This window comes from Psychromonas aquatilis, from assembly GCF_038155185.1.
Taxonomy (GTDB): Bacteria; Pseudomonadota; Gammaproteobacteria; order Enterobacterales; family Psychromonadaceae; genus Psychromonas; species Psychromonas aquatilis.
The window spans coordinates 27,870-45,318 of sequence record NZ_JBAKAZ010000014.1 but is presented as its reverse complement, the minus strand read 5'-3'; the positions used below and the strand labels follow the sequence as shown (position 1 = coordinate 45,318).

Annotated in this window: 20 protein-coding genes and 1 riboswitch; of the genes, 3 read left to right on the top strand and 17 right to left on the bottom strand. The window is 40.1% G+C overall.

What is annotated here, in order from left to right; genetic code table 11:
* Positions 1-4: 4 nt before the first annotated feature.
* The 16 genes from cobW to V6256_RS05600 form a co-directional block, all read right to left on the bottom strand.
* On the bottom strand, positions 5-1,096 hold the full coding sequence (cobW, locus tag V6256_RS05675) for a cobalamin biosynthesis protein CobW (RefSeq protein ID WP_341597104.1): 1,092 nt from the start codon (positions 1,094-1,096) through the stop codon (positions 5-7).
* Entirely contained in the window at positions 1,083-1,886 is an 804-nt protein-coding gene (gene cobM, locus V6256_RS05670) for a precorrin-4 C(11)-methyltransferase (RefSeq protein ID WP_341597103.1), read from the bottom strand. The genes cobW and cobM overlap by 14 nt, the downstream gene beginning before the upstream one ends.
* 108 nt (positions 1,887-1,994) lie before the next feature.
* On the bottom strand, positions 1,995-2,780 hold the full coding sequence (gene cobJ, locus V6256_RS05665; protein WP_341597102.1) for a precorrin-3B C(17)-methyltransferase: 786 nt from the start codon (positions 2,778-2,780) through the stop codon (positions 1,995-1,997).
* 23 nt (positions 2,781-2,803) lie between these two features.
* Positions 2,804-3,604, bottom strand: coding sequence for a cobalt-precorrin 5A hydrolase (locus V6256_RS05660; RefSeq protein WP_341597101.1), 801 nt, complete (start codon positions 3,602-3,604; stop codon positions 2,804-2,806).
* Positions 3,601-4,338 carry a precorrin-2 C(20)-methyltransferase gene (cobI, locus tag V6256_RS05655; protein ID WP_341597100.1) on the bottom strand — a complete coding sequence of 246 codons (738 nt, stop codon included), beginning with the start codon at positions 4,336-4,338 and terminating at the stop codon, positions 3,601-3,603. Before cobI ends, V6256_RS05660 begins: the two co-directional genes overlap by 4 nt.
* Positions 4,338-5,741, bottom strand: a complete 1,404-nt coding sequence (gene cbiE, locus V6256_RS05650; RefSeq protein WP_341597099.1) for a precorrin-6y C5,15-methyltransferase (decarboxylating) subunit CbiE — start codon at positions 5,739-5,741, stop codon at positions 4,338-4,340. The genes cobI and cbiE overlap by 1 nt, the downstream gene beginning before the upstream one ends.
* Entirely contained in the window at positions 5,741-6,382 is a 642-nt protein-coding gene (locus tag V6256_RS05645; protein ID WP_341597098.1) for a precorrin-8X methylmutase, read from the bottom strand. The genes cbiE and V6256_RS05645 overlap by 1 nt, the downstream gene beginning before the upstream one ends.
* Positions 6,383-6,399: 17 nt before the next feature.
* Positions 6,400-7,140, bottom strand: a complete 741-nt coding sequence (gene cobK, locus V6256_RS05640) for a precorrin-6A reductase (protein ID WP_341597097.1) — start codon at positions 7,138-7,140, stop codon at positions 6,400-6,402.
* Positions 7,137-8,303, bottom strand: a complete 1,167-nt coding sequence (locus V6256_RS05635) for a cobalt-precorrin-5B (C(1))-methyltransferase (protein WP_341597096.1) — start codon at positions 8,301-8,303, stop codon at positions 7,137-7,139. Before V6256_RS05635 ends, cobK begins: the two co-directional genes overlap by 4 nt.
* A 13-nt stretch (positions 8,304-8,316) precedes the next feature.
* A complete protein-coding gene (locus V6256_RS05630) occupies positions 8,317-9,756 on the bottom strand; it encodes a cobyrinic acid a,c-diamide synthase CobB (protein ID WP_341597095.1) in 1,440 nt (479 codons plus the stop codon).
* A gap of 35 nt (positions 9,757-9,791) precedes the next feature.
* On the bottom strand, positions 9,792-11,633 hold the full coding sequence (locus V6256_RS05625; RefSeq protein ID WP_341597094.1) for an AAA family ATPase: 1,842 nt from the start codon (positions 11,631-11,633) through the stop codon (positions 9,792-9,794).
* 5 nt (positions 11,634-11,638) lie between these two features.
* A complete protein-coding gene (locus tag V6256_RS05620; RefSeq protein ID WP_341597093.1) occupies positions 11,639-12,337 on the bottom strand; it encodes an energy-coupling factor ABC transporter ATP-binding protein in 699 nt (232 codons plus the stop codon).
* On the bottom strand, positions 12,324-13,115 hold the full coding sequence (gene cbiQ, locus V6256_RS05615) for a cobalt ECF transporter T component CbiQ (RefSeq protein WP_341597092.1): 792 nt from the start codon (positions 13,113-13,115) through the stop codon (positions 12,324-12,326). Before cbiQ ends, V6256_RS05620 begins: the two co-directional genes overlap by 14 nt.
* The gene (locus V6256_RS05610; RefSeq protein WP_341597091.1) at positions 13,115-13,714 is read right to left on the bottom strand and encodes a hypothetical protein; all 600 of its coding nucleotides are present in this window, start codon (positions 13,712-13,714) and stop codon (positions 13,115-13,117) included. Before V6256_RS05610 ends, cbiQ begins: the two co-directional genes overlap by 1 nt.
* Positions 13,714-14,322, bottom strand: a complete 609-nt coding sequence (gene cbiM / locus V6256_RS05605; protein ID WP_341597090.1) for a cobalt transporter CbiM — start codon at positions 14,320-14,322, stop codon at positions 13,714-13,716. Before cbiM ends, V6256_RS05610 begins: the two co-directional genes overlap by 1 nt.
* 62 nt (positions 14,323-14,384) lie before the next feature.
* Complete coding sequence (locus V6256_RS05600; protein WP_341597089.1) at positions 14,385-15,221, bottom strand: DUF4198 domain-containing protein; 837 nt, start codon at positions 15,219-15,221, stop codon at positions 14,385-14,387.
* 128 nt (positions 15,222-15,349) lie between these two features.
* Positions 15,350-15,489, bottom strand: a riboswitch (cobalamin riboswitch).
* Between the two features lie 181 nt (positions 15,490-15,670).
* Here V6256_RS05600 and V6256_RS05595 point away from each other — a divergent pair.
* From V6256_RS05595 to V6256_RS05585, 3 genes are read left to right on the top strand one after another with little or no spacing between them, the layout of a single operon-like run.
* Complete coding sequence (locus V6256_RS05595; protein WP_341597088.1) at positions 15,671-16,090, top strand: VOC family protein; 420 nt, start codon at positions 15,671-15,673, stop codon at positions 16,088-16,090.
* 9 nt (positions 16,091-16,099) lie between these two features.
* Entirely contained in the window at positions 16,100-16,417 is a 318-nt protein-coding gene (locus V6256_RS05590) for an antibiotic biosynthesis monooxygenase family protein (RefSeq protein WP_341597087.1), read from the top strand.
* Positions 16,407-16,907, top strand: a complete 501-nt coding sequence (locus V6256_RS05585) for an HAD family hydrolase (protein WP_341597086.1) — start codon at positions 16,407-16,409, stop codon at positions 16,905-16,907. The genes V6256_RS05590 and V6256_RS05585 overlap by 11 nt, the downstream gene beginning before the upstream one ends.
* A gap of 141 nt (positions 16,908-17,048) precedes the next feature.
* Here the strand turns inward: V6256_RS05585 and rpsO are convergent, their stop codons facing one another.
* The gene (gene rpsO / locus V6256_RS05580; RefSeq protein WP_028870486.1) at positions 17,049-17,318 is read right to left on the bottom strand and encodes a 30S ribosomal protein S15; all 270 of its coding nucleotides are present in this window, start codon (positions 17,316-17,318) and stop codon (positions 17,049-17,051) included.
* Between the last annotated feature and the right edge of the window lie 131 nt (positions 17,319-17,449).

Genomic DNA, 17,449 nt, shown 5'->3' with positions numbered 1-17,449 from the left:
ACGATTAAACCTCAGCGCTTTTTAGAATAGCTGTTACAGTCGCTTCATCTAAGCCTTTACCGATTAATACTAATTCTGTTTTTGGCGTTTCTGCTGCTTCCCATAAGCGGTCAAAATGCACATCTAAACGTTTACCAACCGCTTGTAACACTTGACGCATTGGTTTATTTTCAACGGCTGCAAAACCTTTAATGCGAAATAGATTAAATTCATTTAACAGCCTTTCTACGTTAGCTTTCAGTTTGTCAGCATCCACTTTACCCAAGCTGATCACCATTGAGTCAAAGTGATCATGCGCGTGGTCATGATGTGCTCCGTGAGCATGGTGATGATCGTGGTGATTATGTACTTTATCGATGTTCTTCTCAGAGCCAGCATTGATACCGATTAATACTTCTAATGGCACGTCACCGTTATTGATGTAAGCCGTTTTTACTGAGCTTGGTAGACGTTTTTGTACAACGTCTTTTACACGTGCTTGCTCTTCTTCATTTAATAGGTCACTTTTACTCACAACAACCAGATCTGCAGAGTTTAACTGATCATCTAATAGCTCTTGTAAACTTGGATCGTGATCTAGGCTTTCATCCATTGCACGTTGTTTTAATACTTTCTCTTCGTCAGCAGCAAAGCGTCCTGCAGCAATAGCCGGGCCATCTACCACAGTGATAACGGCATCCACTGTGCAGTGCTCTTTAATACCCGGCCAGTTAAAGGCTTGTACTAATGGTTTTGGTAAGGCTAAACCAGACGTTTCAATCAGGATATGGTCGATTTGATCACGGCGCTCAACCAATTTTTCCATTACAGGTAAAAACTCTTCTTCTACCGTACAACAGATGCAACCATTGGCTAGTTCGTAAATACCCTCTTCACCACCAACTAATTCAGCGGCTTCATCTTCACACTCTAATGGGCAACTACGAAGCAGTTCTGAATCGATATCTAACTCACCAAATTCATTCATGATCACAGCAATACGTTTGCCTTTGGCTTTTTTAAGTAAATTAGCCAGCAGAGTCGTTTTACCGCTTCCAAGAAAACCAGTTACCACAGTCGTTGGGATTTTATTTAATGAAACATTACTTGCTGTCATCTTGAGCCTCTAATTCTTGTATTGATAATTCGCCTTTACGACGACGGAAAATATTTGGTTTGTCTTTATGGTAAAGGTAAGAGTCTTCAAAGTTAGTGGTATCTAATACATGTCCAACTAAAATTAACGCAGTTAATTTGAAACCTTTCGCTTCCACTTTTTCAGCGATATCCGCTAACGTGCCAGTCACTTTATCTTGATCTGGCCATGAGCTGCGGTAACAAACAGCAACAGGACAATCTTCACCATAGTGAGGGATCAACTCCGCCACGATTTTGCGAATTTTAGTAATGCCTAAATGGATTGCTAAAGTTGCTCCGCTTTGTGCTAATTGCGGTAAACGTTCACGCTCTGGAAAAGGTGTTTTACCTTCATAACGAGTCATAATGACTGTTTGAGATACACCAGATAAGGTTAATTCTTTACCTAAATAAGCTGCAGAAGCCGCTGTTGCACTAACGCCAGGTATCACTTCATAATCAATACCGTGTTTGTCTAAACGACGAATTTGTTCTGCGATAGCACCATATAATGCAGGATCACCACATTGTAAGCGCGCCACATCTTTGCCCGCTTTTGCAGCCTCAACAAAATAAGCTTCCATCTCATCTAGGTTGATCTTGGCAGTATCAACAATCAGTTCCGCACTGTCTTCAACATCTTGTAGTGTTTGACGTGGAATTAATGAGCCAGCGTATAGCACAACAGGACATTGCTTTAATAAACGCGCTCCTTTAATGGTCATCAACTCAGGATCACCTGGCCCTGCACCGATAAAATAAACTTTCATAGTTATTCCATATTTTTATAATTAATCTTTTAACTTTACCCAAGGCAAAAGCACCACTCCTCATTTACCGAGTGAGTACTTTCTTCTCAGAACTACCTTGGCACAGCGCTATAATTTCTTTTTATAACCACGTGGTGTATAAACCCATGATTTTTCACCATTGATAATATGACGAGACTCACTATTACCGACACTTACTAAGGTAAACATATCTACATCTTTAGCATCTAGCTCATCCAAACGGATAATACGAATAGTTTCATCTTCACGCGTTAACTGGCGACCTAGTAACACAGGGGTTGATGCTGGACGATACTTTAATAATACGTCACGCGCATGGTTAAGCTGCCAATCACGTTTTTTCGATACTGGGTTATAAAAAGAGATAACAAAATCACCTTCACCGGCACTATGAATACGCTTATCAATGGTTTCCCAAGGCGTTAACAGATCTGACAAACTAACAGTGCAGAAGTCATGCCCTAACATTGCACCAATACGACTTGCGCCAGCTTGCATCGCTGATATTCCAGGCACTACATCAATTTCAACATCTAACCATTCTGGATGGTCTTCTAAGCCTTGAAGTTGTCTATCCAATAACTCAAACACTAAAGTGGCCATTGCATAAATACCAATATCACCACTTGAAATAAGTGAAGTGGTTTTACCACTTGCCGCGAGATCTAAGGCTAAACGTGCTCGCCCAATCTCTTCTCCTAAGGGTAAATCGTGGTGTACCTTGTTATTACAAGGCTCACCTAACAAGTCTAAATACAGTCCATAAGCGACTAAATCAGTACTTTGCTCAACCGCTTTCAATGCTTTTGGCGCCACTAAATCTGCATTTCCCGGTCCCATACCGACAACAAAAAGTTGTTTTTTTAAACTCATTTTATTTCCTAGTTTTTAATGTTCTACAGGCTATAACTTCTGGCGATTGCACAGGTAGCTTGTTTGTTTTTATGTTTATTAAGTAGTAACTCACTACCATTATTGGTTAACTGTTGAGCTTGATACAATGCAGCAGACTCTGCGACACCATATACGCCAACGGTTTTTAAAATATAATCAGATTTAGTCGAAAGACGTTCTTCCATCAGACTTAAGCGCTGAGCGTTAAAAGTTAAATAAGGTTTTTGTAATGTATCAGCTAAAGCAATTAAACCCACTTCATCGCTCTTAATATCGATACTGGTAATGGCACTGATATCATCGATAGTTAGCCCAGCTTTCACTAAACATTCATTTAATAAACCTTGTAAAACTGCCTCAGGGCAATGGCGCTCACAGCCCATACCAACAACATATTTAGGTTTTAAGTAGCTATTAGCTGTGGTTAACACTAATTGATTTTGTAACAACTCGGTGACTTGTCTAGCCAACTCGTTGGCACCGCCTTCGTGCCCAGATAGCAGCGGGATCACAAACTGCCCTTGCTCATCCAAAACCAACACCGCAGGGTCGCTATATTTATCATTTATCACAGGTGCCAATGTACGAATCACGATACCAGTGGCACAGATAAAGATAAGCGTATCGCCTTGTGTAAAGTAGCTTTGTACCGTCTCCTTGAAAGGTGTTGGTTTAAAGCAAACATCACTCTTTGTAGGTGTCGATACAGGTATCGATACAGCTGTCGAACTACTATTGAAAAGGTGTTGTAAACGCCTAGCTAACTGAAGGCCAACCTCTGTTAAACAAATAATTCGAATCACGCAGTCAATTCCTCACGCGTGATCACAAATAATGAGAAATAAGGCCCAGCAACATTGTCTAACTGATTTAAATCTCGAATTACTTTTTGTTGGTCACGACTAACATATTCCAAGTAATTAGCATCATCGAAACGATTGGTCTCTTTTAACAGAGCAATTAAACGCGGACGTTCTATCCCAGCTTTCATGATTACAATGGCATCGTGCTCTAACAAAGCCGTTTTAATTTTTGCGTCGCTATGACGCCCTGTGATAACAGCAAAAGACTGCTTTAATACCGTTAATGGTAATTGCAACTCTGCAGTTGCAGCCACAAAAGCAGGTATTCCTGGAATAACTTGCGATGCAAATTGACTGTCTAAACGCTCCAGTAAATAGGTAAAAGATCCGAAAAATAACGGGTCACCTTCACATAGAAAAGCCACGGTTTTACCCTGTTCAAGCTCTTCCTGTATTTGCATAATCGCTTTATCGTAGGCAGCATTGGCAGCAACACGTTCACGTGACATAGCAAAGCGCACACCTAAATATTGCTGTGTTTTAATTGGGTCTTTTAAGGCTTCACTGGCAATCTCTAAAGCTTGTGATTGCCCTGATTCGTTCTCTAAATAACAAATCACATCCGCGGCTTGAATCGCGCGAAAAGCTTTCAATGTTAGTAACTCAGGATCACCGGGACCAACTCCCACCCCGATAAGCCTGCCTTTATCAATATTTAAAGTCGCACCACTCATTATTTATCTCGTTTGATAAAACTAAATAAAGTAACCGGCATTGCAGGACGGTAAGCAAGTTGTCCGCCTAAAGAGCCACTTTTATTGACCGCAACTTGTAACGTTTCTAATTCGCTATCTTGTAAGTTTGAACGCAATAAATAAAAGGCTAATAATTGAGACTTAGTTCTCTCCATCACCGCAGAAACAACAATCTGCCCACCATCTGGCAATTGCTCCCATAACGAAGTTAATAGCTCAGGTAACTCACCATCGCTACCACCAATAAATATTTTATTAGCAATGGGTAAGCCAGTTAATGCTGCAGGGGCTCTGCCATAATGGGTTGATAAATTGCGCACCACACCAAATTTCTTCTTATTTTGTACTAAGCAATCAAATCTTTCTTGGTTATGTTCAATCGCATGAACTGTTGCTTTAGGGCACCAGTAAGATAGCTCAACAGAAACGCCACCACAGCCTGCACCGATATCCCAAATTAAATCATCTTTACTAGGTTGTAATAATGACAAAATAGCGAGACGCACTTCACGCTTACTGATCATGCCTTTACTACCAAGCTCTCCCGTTTCAAAATCAGCATCTTTAATACCAGGGAACTCAGGTAAAAAGCCTTTATTTGGTCCACAAACCACAAAGGTAACATGTAGAGCATCAAAAGATGGGCGTTTACCTGAAGTTTCAGCTTCTACTAACTCAGCAGCACTAAAGCGCGATATTTTTTGCTCTTTATACCCAAGACGTTCACAAACAATGATCTCCGCATTTAGGAAGCCACTATCTAAACAGATACCTGCGATATGTTGAGGAAGGCTATCTTGATCAGTCAATAATAAAAGTGTTTGCTGTGCTTTTAAGTCAACTTTTAGCTTCTCTAAGGGACGACCATGTAAACTAATAACATTGACATCTTGTTGTGCAATCGACAAGCTGTGACAAGCCTGAGTGATACTTGAAACTGCAGGGAAAAAACGTACTGTTGCATCATGAAAGTTCTTACTGATCCAAGTACCGATACCATAATAAAGAGGATCACCAGAGCCCAAAACAACAACTTTTTGCTCTGTTTCAATAAGTGACTTTAATTCTTTTAGCTTTGGAATAATTTCAGTTCTTGGTGGTAAACTCGTCGCATTAGGCTCCACCGCTTGTTGCTCACCTTCCCCTAGCGCTTCTATTTTAGGCTGCACCGCTAGGTGTTTTTCTAAAGTACGTAACTGGCGTTCAGAACCAATCACTAAGTCTGCTGACTGTAAAGCTAATAAAGCTTGGTCGCTAAGCATCGCATGTTCGCTAACACCTAAACCAATGACTGCAATTTCACGAACTGATTTAGAAACTGACTTCTTTTTAACTTCATCATTAAAACCAAACTTACTTATTAACTTTTTAAATATACTCATTAATATAACTCTCCTTTGATACAACGTAATAAAGCATTACAACTAGCACTAGATACGGCACTACCGCCTTCACGCCCTAGTAAAGTGATGCATTCAACGCCTAATTTTTGATGTACTTCCCATAATGCTTGCTTAGATTCTGCAGCCCCAACAAACCCAACAGGCATACCGATAATTAACGCCGGTTTTGGTGCCCCTTGATTGATCATTTCTAATAAACGAAATAAAGCAGTAGGTGCATTACCAATCACAACAATACTGCCTTCTAGATAAGGTAACCAAGCAGTTAATGCTGCCATGGTTCTCGTTTCCCCACTTTCTTTAGCTTGTTCAGGAACCCCTTGTGCATTTAAAAAGCACAAAGGATCTGTTTTAATCATACGCTTAGTGATCCCCTGTTTCACCATTTCTACATCGCATAATATAGGTGCGCCCGCTTTTAAGGCAATAATTCCTGACTCACAGGCATTTTCACTAAAGCGAAGTTGCGATGCCACTGTTGGAATACCTATACTATGCACCACTCGCATCGCCACTTGTTGTGCTTCTATAGACAAGTGTTCAAGATCGGTTAATGCTCTTATTTGACGAAAACTTTCATTTTCTATCAGGCTTGGATCATGGATATATTCAAATTTCATTTTTAAACTCAATATTATTAGCAGCCACTAGCCGCGCTCAATTGCTTAATACAACCTGCTTGATTATCAAATTGGAACAATAAAGGGGGTAAACAAGGTCGCTTAAATTGATAAACGGGGATCCCGGCTTCGGCAGCTGCTTTAATTTTTGCATAAGTACTATTACCACCACTATTTTTACTAATGATGGCGTCGATTTTATATTCTTTAATTAGTTGCTTTTCATCTTCTAAATTAAAAGGGCCAATGGCCTTTAACCACAAAACATTAGTAGGTAATTCGACCTTAACTGGCATCGCAGTACGAATAATGATTTGTTTCGTTTGCATAGCCAAGCTATCAATCACTGACTGCGAGACTTGCCCTGCCGTGATAAACAAACATTGATAGCCTTTGATTTTTTCAATTAACTCAGGCCAGTCGTCAACTTCAACCCAATGATCTGAGGTTGTTTTTTCCCATGGCTTTCGATGAAAGCGTATTGCAGGTATTGATAAAAGCTCGCTAACTTCGGCTATGGTATCGCTCATCTTTTTTGCAAAGGGATGAGTTGCATCAACCACATGTGTAAATTGATGGTCGGTTATAAATTTTTGCAAGCCACCAAATTGAGTAAATCCACCACTAATAACCGGGCATGGCACTGTTGCTTTTCGCACTATTCCTGCAATGCTATACACCACATCAAATTGAAGCTCGTGTAATCGTGTCGCTAATTTACGCCCATCAGCTGTCCCTCCAACCACTAATATTTTCATAAATTAACCTCAGCACTACTAACGATTTTACCTTGTTGGTCGAATTTATCTTGATGGCTATTTGCCACAAATACACCTTTTCGATTGACCGCCCACACTTCTACCTCAATGGACTCATGAACAATGGTTTTAGCAAATTTTAAGGCTTCAATACAGACAACAGTCGCGATATCTAAGCCTGCCTGTTTAGTCATATTAAGCACTTGAATCGTGGTATTAGCGGTTAAAATTTGTTGCTGTAGTTCAGCACTAGCACCTAATTTTTTTGCGATATTGGCTAATTGCTCAAAGTCGATACTTGATTGGCGGCTATTGAGGTCTAAATGCCCATTTGCTAACTTGGTTAACTTACCAAAGCCGGCACTAATACTCAGCTTCTGGATACGGTTACCTGATTTGGGATCGATTTTTTCACGACGTAAATACTTCATCATCGCCCCTACAAAATCGCCCATCTCTATTAAGCTGATTTCATCCATTTGATAGTATTCTTTAATGGCATGTTCGCTAGCAATACCCGTGGAAGCGGCTAGATGTGTAATACCATTGACTCGAGCGACATCAATACCTTGGTGAATAGAGGCAATATAAGCAGCACATGAATAAGGGCGAACAATGCCTGTTGTCCCAAGAATCGACAATCCACCAATAATACCTAAACGGCTATTCATGGTATTGGTTGCTATTTTCTCTCCGTTTACAATACCTACTGACACCTCAAAGCCGCCTTGATATTGGTACGCTTGAGCATAATGTTCAAGGTGGCTTATCATCATTTTTCGGGGTACAGGATTAATAGCAGGCTCACCAATAGCCAAGACTAAACCTTCGCGAGTTACTGTTCCAACGCCTTCAGCAGCTTTAAAAGTAATGCCAGGCTCAGAAAGTAAACGCAGTTCAACAAACAAAGTTGCACCATGCGTTGCATCAGGATCATCACCGGCATCTTTAATAGTGCTAGTACGTATCCCTTTTGCAAGTGGTTGATAATCGATGATATCGAGATTAACTACTTCACCACGCGGCAAAGTAATTTCAACACTGGCCGGTTGCTTATTGGCTAATAACGCACGTGCAGCAGCCACACAGCAAGCTGTTGCACAACTTCCTGTGGTTAAACCATTACGTAATGGTTGCTCTGTTTCGCTTGTTTCCGGCCACATAGTTCAGCAGTACCTATTGTTGTGCTTGCATTGCTGCTTGCTGTAGAGTCGAAGTGCTAACAGGACTGTTTATAGGTTGGTTATTGTAATTTTCCCAAGCCATTAACTTCTCTTGATCAACGGCTTGTAATTTCCCCATGAAAAGATCCGCAATTAATACTGGATTAGATGGGAAAAACAGATGTAAATAACTCGCCGTTAAATTCTCAGTTCGATAAATCGCTTCACCCGGTGCGGGGTGGCGTTGGCGCTGACCGTAACCGATTGGTTGCATTTCCATAATGGCACGCGACCTATGGTGGGCATGTCCGTGAATTTCACCTTCAGGTAAAATAGCTTTTTGCATCCCCTGACAGCCACGCTTACCAGACATACTGCCGTAGCCATCTAATAACCCAAGCATTTGATGGTGTTTTTCATCTAAATCCACCAGCTCATTAAGGCAATATAAAAAACCACCACATTCCGCTAGGATAGGTTTTCCGGCTTTATTAAATTCATTAATTTGTGCTTGTAATTCTGTATTTTTAGCCAATTGAGCTGCATACAACTCAGGGTAACCTCCGGGTAACCATAGGGCATCAACTTCAGGTAATGCATCTCCTTTTAACGGAGAGAAATAGTGTAATGTTGCCCCCATCTCTTCTAACAAGCGCGTGTTGGCTTGATAGATAAAACTAAACGCAAGATCCTGTGCGATTGCGATCTGTTTACCTGCTAATAATGGTTGTACTTTAGGTTGCTCAGCAGAGTAAAAATTCACACTTTTCGGTAAACTTAACAGTGGGCTATTAGTCCCTGCGCGTTGTACCCCATCTAATAACCATTCACAGCCTAAGGCGAACTTCGTTTCTAACTCATCAAAGACTTCACTGGCTTGCACTAATCCTAAATGGCGTTCAGGTAGTGCCACTTCAGGGTCTTTTTTCAAGCAAGCTAATAAAGGTAATTGTTCACCTAAAGCATCACGAATTAATTGCGCATGACGTTCGCTGCTGCAGTTATTCGCAATCAAACCATAACATTGATAATCATCACGAAAATTAGCTAAGCCGATGGCAACAGCGGCGGCAGTTTGTGCCATGCCTTTTACATCCATCACAATCGCAACGGGAATATTAAAGCGTGCGGCTAAATCTGCACTTGAAGGCTCACCGTCAAATAACCCCATCGCACCTTCAACTAAAATTAAATCTGCTTGTTGCGCGGCTTCAAACAGTTTCTGCTGACAATATGCTTCGCCTGCCATCCACATATCTAATTGTTCAACGTGTTTTTTTGAGGCTTGCGCTAAAATTTGTGGATCAAGGTAATCCGGGCCTGTTTTAAATACACGGACAACTTTACCCTGCTCAGTAAAGTAGCGAGCAATGGCCGATGTAATGGTTGTTTTACCTTGTCCTGATGCGGGTGCCGCTAAAAATAGTGCAGGACAGCTTGCTTTATTAGTCATTTGATTCCTTTAATTGCGCGATATTAAGACGAAAGTTAAGACGAAAGCGAAAAATATTGAGCATCTAATTGTGCCGCTAAAGTTACGCCTCGACCACGCTTTATTGCTGCTTTTTCAATATCAACTAATAACGTTGGTATCGATAACTTTAAGTCATCAATATCTGCGCGACTGCGACCATCGGTTATCAAATAACAAAACAGTGCAAGGTCTGGTGTTTGTACTTTAAGTTGTTTAATACTTTGTAGGGCTTTTTCCAGCACTTGGCGTAATGGCGTCCCGCCAACGGCATTAATATCATCTAATAGTGATTGTACTTTTTTAGGTGCTTTACCTGCTTTAATTAAGGTTTCAACTTGATTATTACCAAACCCTAGTAAGCTTATTTTTTCACGTTGTAAATAAGCACTATCGACGATATTCATCACCACTGACTTTGCTAATGAGGATAAACTATCACCCAATGTTGAAGCCGATGTATCTAATAAAATAAGGTGATGCTTAGCTTGCCCCGTTTTCGCTTTTTTAAAGCTAAATTGCTTAGGGGGCCACTTACCTAGATTCTTTGATAAGGTATTAAACCAATCTGGTTTATGGCTATCATAGCTTGATGACCTTAATCCTTTTGCCGTTTTCCCTAGTGCATTTTGCTGTTTCTCCCCTTGTAATACCTGTTCATTAATGACTTCTGTTAATGAAGTATATCGTAACTCTGGAAGTTGAATATTTTTCGCTAAGGTTTTTTGCTGCTCGCCAGATTGTGGCGGCATTGCACCCCATTCACCAGCAGAGTCAGAATCATTACCTTGCTCACTGTTCGATGAGTTTTCCTGATCTGGTTTATGCTCAGGCGTTGGTGACTCAGATGTATTTGATTGAGGTGGTTTCGGACGCGAGAAACCACCCTTCTTATTGTCATTAGTCGATTGGTTATTAGGCTTCTGATTTTGTTGATCCGATGAGGAGGAGCCTGGTGGTGTACCCGGTGATTGCGAACGATGTAATAACACCAATGGCGCCACAGCATCGATATCTTCAGCCGTCACCTTGTCTCTGCCACACCAAGCTGCATGTGTTAGACTGGCACGATGTAAAATAATATCTGCGCGTAACCCTTCTACGTTGGCTTGTTGGCAACGTGTTGCGATATCAATAAAACACTCATCATCACAGGTAACTTCGGGCAATAAAAGTTGCGCATCATTAATACTTTGTTGTAGCAATATCTGTTGTGCTTGATAGCTATCAATAAAAGCATACTTATCTTGCTCGAAAGCTTGTCGCGTCTTAATAATATTAATACGTTGTTCAATGCTGTAAGCATTATCTAAAGCGACCATTAATCCAAAACGATCTTTAAGTTGAGGACGTAACTCGCCTTCATCTGGGTTCATTGTACCAATTAGAGTAAAGCGAGCATCGTGTTTATAACTCACACCATCGCGCTCTACAACATTGACACCGCTGCTTGCTACATCAAGTAACTGATCAACTAAATGATCTGGTAGCAGGTTAACCTCATCAACATATAGCACCCCTTTGTGTGCTTTTTGCAATAGCCCAGGAGAAAACTTAACCTGTTTATCTTTTAATACACTATCAAGATCCAAGGTGCCAATTAACATCTCTTCACTTGCCCCTAATGGCAGGGTTACAAATTGAGATGTAACGGCTTCAGTGACGGGTAAAAGATCCGAGACTGCGCGCGCTAAAGTAGATTTTGCACACCCTCGAGGTCCAGAAATAAGTACCCCACCAATTAATGGGTTGACCGTGGTCAATAGCAATGCAAGCTTAAATAACTCTTGCCCTTGCACCGCACTAAAAGGGAAGATAATGTCATGCTCATGCCGATTCATGTTATCTAATTTTTGCATATGCTTTACACAACCTCTTTATGCTGTTGACCTGTATTTGTTTGCTCGGTTAAAAAACCATTCTCTAGATTCATATTACGCGTTGCAAGCTGCGCTGAGAATAACTTATCGTGTGAAATAATAATCATCGCTTGAGGCAGTGCTAATAACACATTCAGTAACCGGGCTTTTGCTTTCTCATCAAGCGCATTAGTTGGCTCATCTAAAATTAACACTTGTGGTTCCATCACTAGTACCGTAGCTAAGGTTACCATGCGTTTTTCACCACCCGATAATTGATGAGTGATCCGAGACTCGAACCCTTCCATCCCTAATTTTTTTAATATTTTTATCGATTTATCAATGGCCTGCTGCTTATTAAAGCCTAAGTTTAAGGGACCAAACATGACATCTTCTAGTACAGTAGGACAAAATAATTGATCATCCGGGTCTTGAAATAATAACCCTGCTTTAGCACGTAATTGATTAAACTCTTTTTCCGAATGACAGGCTTGACCAAAACCAAACACTTGGCCTCTCTTCGCTTTTTTAAGGCCAACAATAAGGTGTAATAAAGTGGTTTTACCGGCTCCATTATCGCCATTAATAACGACTCTTTCACCTTCGTATAACGCAAAGTTAACCGCGTTTAATACATTGCCTCGCCTTGGGTAAGCATAGTGAAGATCTTCTATCTTAATCAGTGGTTGATTAGAATAAGCCATTGATATTAAGCCCTATTAGCAGTATTAAAAAAGATAAAAACACGATAGCAAAAACCCAATCCATTGAACGTATTTTCATCTCATCGTTTAGATAATAACGCCCACAAAAACCGCGGCATTTCATCGCATCTGAAATACGTTCAGCACGTTCTACTGAGCGAATTAACAACATACCAAACAGATAACCAATACTTTTCCAAGTATGTCGATTAGTTCGTAGTACAAAGGCGCGAGCCTGCATTGCTCGGCGCATTTTTTTATACTCTTGGCTAATCACATCCAAATAACGCACCATAAATAACAATAGATGCACCAACTTATCTGGTACCTTAAGGTGTGCAAGTGCATGCCCTAGTGTTGAGGCGCTCATCGTCGCCACTAATGAGAACAAGACCAATAATACCGCATTGGCTTTCACTGTAATAAGTAAAGCATGCAGTAAACCCTGCCAGCTGGCGGTTAATCCCATGACAGTAAAGATTGCATCACCTGGGGTGGTAAAAGGTAAAACACAGATTAATGTCAACATGAATAAATCCATCGCCACCACACGACGTAGCGTTCGTTTAATATTCAGTTTGCTGGCTTTCACCAACATAAAAGCACACAACAGACCTAATAAGGTCGGTGTAAAAAATTGACTCGATACCACGACTAATGCAAACAAAGCAGAGCAAACTACGCGTACACGAGCATCAATATCATCAATCCACGACGCTTTATGTTTAAGCGCTTGGCCTGACCAAGATGTTAAGCTGTGCTCTAAGCTTTGCGACATTACGATTTAGCCTTTTGTTTACGCTCACGTAAAAAAGCCACTAAGCCGAGTAGACCAAAAATATAACCAATACCGCCAATAATATCGCGCAATCCTGACTTCTCTTTGAGTTCTTGTATTTCACGCCTTAACGGTTTGAGTTGTTTTGCGATCGCTTTTTCTAAGAGTAAGGTATTTACTGCTTGTGCGTTTTTTGAGGTTTTCTGATCAGCAGCTTGCTTAGTATCATTTGTAACAGCGTTGTTGATACTAGTACTGGTCAAATCATCGCTTGCATTGTCCGGCAACTCTTCCGCGGGCAACTGCATTTTTAATACATGCCCAGCGCCCATATTAATCTCAAAATGATGCGTGATATGTTTTTTAGCCGTAAAAACAAAGGCGCCCTCTTCGTCGGTTAACACTTCACCTAAGCTATTGCCAGCATCGTCAGTGACTTTCACTACTGTGCCAGGGTTTGCCATTGCCCCATTGGAAAAACCTGCTTCGCCTTCAATTTCAAAGCCTTCTGCATAAACACCACCCATTACATTGTGAGCAATAGCGTGACAAGAGATAGATAAACTTAAAACAGTAACAACAGGAATCAGCCACTTCATTAATTTGTACCTTTACTAATAAATTCTGGTTTAACGGTATGGATTAAATACATTGCAGCATAGGAGACAAAGCCTTCAATCAACATAATTGGAATATGTGCAGGCACCACGGCTTTTGCAGCTAAAACAAAAGATTCTCCAGATAAGGCTAATGAAAATGCCACCATCAGTGCAGTAATCAAAATAGCAGCTGCACCACCTATTGCCGCCCATATTGCAGCAACTTTAGGGCTATCATGACGAACGCCTTGATAACAAAGGTAATAAATTATCACCGCAGGAAGTGCAATATTCAGGGTATTGGCACCTAACACCAGTAACCCACCAAACCCAAAGAAGATCACCTGTAACAACAATGCCACTAATAAAGCCGGAAAGGCCACCCAACCCAGTATAATACCTAATAACCCATTCATGATTAAATGCACACTAGAAAAACCTAGCGGTAGGTGAATATAAGATGCAATAAAAAAAACAGAAGCTAATACACCAATTAAAGGTAAACGTTCATAATCCATTTTTTTAAGGCCAATGAATACCCCTATTGCACTCAATACTGCTCCACTGATTAACACCGGTGAAGACAACGCACCATCAACTATATGCATAATTTGCCTTTTATTCTTTAATCATAAAGATACTCACAACGCTTAGTGAGTATCGGTTTTATCTAAGGTAGTTTAGTTGCTTCAACCCAGATCACTGCATCCTGAGATAACGCTTTGTCTTTATAAGTTTTCTGCTCACCTACACCTAGTGCAGCAAATCCCCATTGCCCAGCTTTAGGCAAGACATAATTAAAGGTGCCATTTGCATCAGCATAAATAGTTTGGGTAATAAACACATCAGCTGCAGGTGTCATTAATGGCGTTTTTGCAAAGCGATTATGTTCCATTTCAGGGACATAATTCACAAACTCTACTTCAATCTCGGCAAAAGGTACCGCTTGACCTCGTGATTTAACAACGCCAGTAAAAATTCCTCCCTCATAAATAGCATAAGGTTTGGTTAATGGCACAATTTCCGCAGCTAAGCCAAAGTCTTCATTCCAATCTGTTGGTAGACCACCAACATTAACAATCGTTTTAGTTATCTGTTGAATGTAAAAACCTTCTTCAGCTTCAAAGTAAGGAGATGGTTGTGAGATAAACACATAGTCGCCTAATCCACGTAATTTCACATTAGCTTGATAAGCATGGCCTGTATCAACGGCACTTTCCCATTCAATCTCAGATACCGTATCCAGTAAATCTGTTTTCTTACCTTTTTTAATCATGTAGAAAGCTTCTGGCTTATCCAGTTTCATAACATGGCCACTTGCTGCAGGATGAGTAAAAGGCATTTTGAGGGTCATATTCCCGCCTTTATCACGCAATAATTCCGGGGTATAAATCATTTGAAAATGAGCACTGGCGTAAGTAGGTAACGTACAACCAATGGCGAGTACAACAGGAGCAATAAAACGCTTTAAGTTAATGCTCGGTGTTAATTTTGTAAAGTTTAGCAAAGGAAAATCTCCGTCTGATTAAATAACAGGCGAAGTTGTGGAGGAGGCGGTATTCTTAATCTCTAAATAAATTTAAATAAGAAATACCATCCGGTGAAGCCCTCCGCAACACCACGGTACTTGTAGCATACAAGTATCATCCTAAGGTTTGGTATCCGGGCTTAACAAACATAATTTGTTCTACCGTTGCGGGGGCAGCCTTGGTATTTGACCAAGTTCCCAAACAACTCATACTTACCTAATTATAAGATGAGGTGCATAGTTTTAAGACTATATCCTAAGGAGGCAGAACAATAGCTTGTTAAAGGGGTAACAGTCAACGTAAAGCATCTGTTAATATTATCTTTTTGTATTTGATCTGCGTGACTTAAACACACTATCAAGATAATTTAAAAGCCGCTTATTCTACTCACTAATATAAAAACAACTTATTTAAAGGGATATTAAATATGACAAAAATAGAGCACTTAAATATTACCGTACCTGATATTGATGAAGCCATAAAGTTTATCAAAATTGTCGCCCCTGACTTTAAGGTTAGAAGAGATCAATCACCAGAAAATAGTTATCGTTGGGCACATATAGGAAATGACCACTATTATTTTGCATTACAGGAGCCTCATTTAGAGGCGACACCAGCGTTTCCTTTAAAAACTTATAAAAACCATGGTATTAATCATATCGCTCTCATTGTTGAAGACTTAGCAAGAATTGAAGCTGACTTAATCAAAGCTGGGTACCAAGCGAGTATTGATACACCTGTTGAACAGCATAGAAAACGATTATATTTTTTCGATGCTTTTGGTTTTGAATGGGAATTAATTGAATATTCTAGCGATATTCCTGAAGAAAAGTTTTTATATGAATAAAGGAAGCACATGTCATTAATATCAAAAACACCGCAACCTCCTTATTTTGCCGTTATTTTTACATCAATTCGTACTGATAATGATCTTGGGTATACACAAACAGCAGACAGAATGGTGAAACTTGCACAACAACAAACTGGCTTCTTAGGGATAGAGTCAGCAAGGGAAGAAATTGGCATAACTGTCTCCTATTGGGCTGACCTAGAATCGATTAAAAACTGGAAAGCTAATACAGAGCACTTACTAGCGCAAAAGAATGGCCGTAAAACTTGGTACCAACATTTTAAAGTACGGATATCAAAAGTAGAGCGTGATTATGAACTCTAATATCTTTAATAAAAAACCACAATCTCAAGTTTACCTGTTTGACTGGGGAGATACTTTAATGGTTGATTTCCCTGATTACTCAGGAAAGATGTATCAATGGCCAAAAATTCAAGTGTTAGCCAATGCAGAAATAATGTTAGCTACCTTAGCAAAAACAGCAACTATATTTGTTGCAACAGGCGCTGCAGACTCTACTGAGCAAGAAATCAAACTGGCTTTTGAGCGTGCTAATCTAAACCAGTATATTAGCGGTTATTTTTGCAAGGAAAATCTAGGTGTAGATAAAAAATCCTTAGCATTTTTCCCAAGGATTATTGAGAAGTTAAATGTACCTGCCTCGCAAATTGTTATGGTTGGTGATTATTATCAAAATGATATTCAGCCCGCTATCATAGCAGGTATTACTGCTATCTGGCTTACCTCAAAAGATAACATTTCAACGGCGAATGAGTTCAAAACGATCACAGACTTAAGTGAGCTTATCAGTTAATCGCAAAGCAACTTCTATAACCCACCAAGCACGTCAATAACAGCAACCATTCCACACTCGTATCTCAAATTACGTATCTCAAATTATAGATACAAAAAAAGAGCCCTTAGGCTCTTTTTGATATTCAAGTTTAAGTCGAAATTAACGACGTAGACCTAATTCTGCGATTAATGCTGTGTAAGCAGCAACATTTTTACGCTTTAAGTAGTCAAGTAATTTACGACGTTGACTAACCATGCGTAATAGACCACGACGGCTGTGGTGATCATGGATGTGCTCTTTAAAGTGGCCTTGAAGGTGGTTGATTTGTACTGTGTACAATGCAACTTGAACTTCAGGTGAACCAGTATCGCCTTCTGCGCGACCAAATTTTGCTACAATCTCAGCTTTCTGTTCTGCACTTAGTGACATAACGTACTCCGATATATGATTGGTTATGTGAATAACCTATTTTAATTATTATCGCCGATCACTAATTCAGCGATAAAGTGAAGGCCGAATATTACGGCCTTTTTGTTTACTGTGCAACCACAAAGTTGACT

Bases quoted from the DNA above. Each gene is read 5' to 3' on its own strand.
- cobW (WP_341597104.1), bottom strand. From the start codon at position 1,096: ATGACAGCAAGTAATGTTTCATTAAATAAAATCCCAACGACTGTGGTA.
- cobM (WP_341597103.1), bottom strand. From the start codon at position 1,886: ATGAAAGTTTATTTTATCGGTGCAGGGCCAGGTGATCCTGAGTTGATG.
- cobJ (WP_341597102.1), bottom strand. From the start codon at position 2,780: ATGAGTTTAAAAAAACAACTTTTTGTTGTCGGTATGGGACCGGGAAAT.
- cobI (WP_341597100.1), bottom strand. From the start codon at position 4,338: ATGAGTGGTGCGACTTTAAATATTGATAAAGGCAGGCTTATCGGGGTG.
- cbiE (WP_341597099.1), bottom strand. From the start codon at position 5,741: ATGAGTATATTTAAAAAGTTAATAAGTAAGTTTGGTTTTAATGATGAA.
- V6256_RS05645 (WP_341597098.1), bottom strand. From the start codon at position 6,382: ATGAAATTTGAATATATCCATGATCCAAGCCTGATAGAAAATGAAAGT.
- cobK (WP_341597097.1), bottom strand. From the start codon at position 7,140: ATGAAAATATTAGTGGTTGGAGGGACAGCTGATGGGCGTAAATTAGCG.
- V6256_RS05635 (WP_341597096.1), bottom strand. From the start codon at position 8,303: ATGTGGCCGGAAACAAGCGAAACAGAGCAACCATTACGTAATGGTTTA.
- V6256_RS05630 (WP_341597095.1), bottom strand. From the start codon at position 9,756: ATGACTAATAAAGCAAGCTGTCCTGCACTATTTTTAGCGGCACCCGCA.
- V6256_RS05625 (WP_341597094.1), bottom strand. From the start codon at position 11,633: ATGCAAAAATTAGATAACATGAATCGGCATGAGCATGACATTATCTTC.
- V6256_RS05620 (WP_341597093.1), bottom strand. From the start codon at position 12,337: ATGGCTTATTCTAATCAACCACTGATTAAGATAGAAGATCTTCACTAT.
- cbiQ (WP_341597092.1), bottom strand. From the start codon at position 13,115: ATGTCGCAAAGCTTAGAGCACAGCTTAACATCTTGGTCAGGCCAAGCG.
- V6256_RS05610 (WP_341597091.1), bottom strand. From the start codon at position 13,714: ATGAAGTGGCTGATTCCTGTTGTTACTGTTTTAAGTTTATCTATCTCT.
- cbiM (WP_341597090.1), bottom strand. From the start codon at position 14,322: ATGCATATAGTTGATGGTGCGTTGTCTTCACCGGTGTTAATCAGTGGA.
- V6256_RS05595 (WP_341597088.1), top strand. From the start codon at position 15,671: ATGACAAAAATAGAGCACTTAAATATTACCGTACCTGATATTGATGAA.
- V6256_RS05590 (WP_341597087.1), top strand. From the start codon at position 16,100: ATGTCATTAATATCAAAAACACCGCAACCTCCTTATTTTGCCGTTATT.
- V6256_RS05585 (WP_341597086.1), top strand. From the start codon at position 16,407: ATGAACTCTAATATCTTTAATAAAAAACCACAATCTCAAGTTTACCTG.
- rpsO (WP_028870486.1), bottom strand. From the start codon at position 17,318: ATGTCACTAAGTGCAGAACAGAAAGCTGAGATTGTAGCAAAATTTGGT.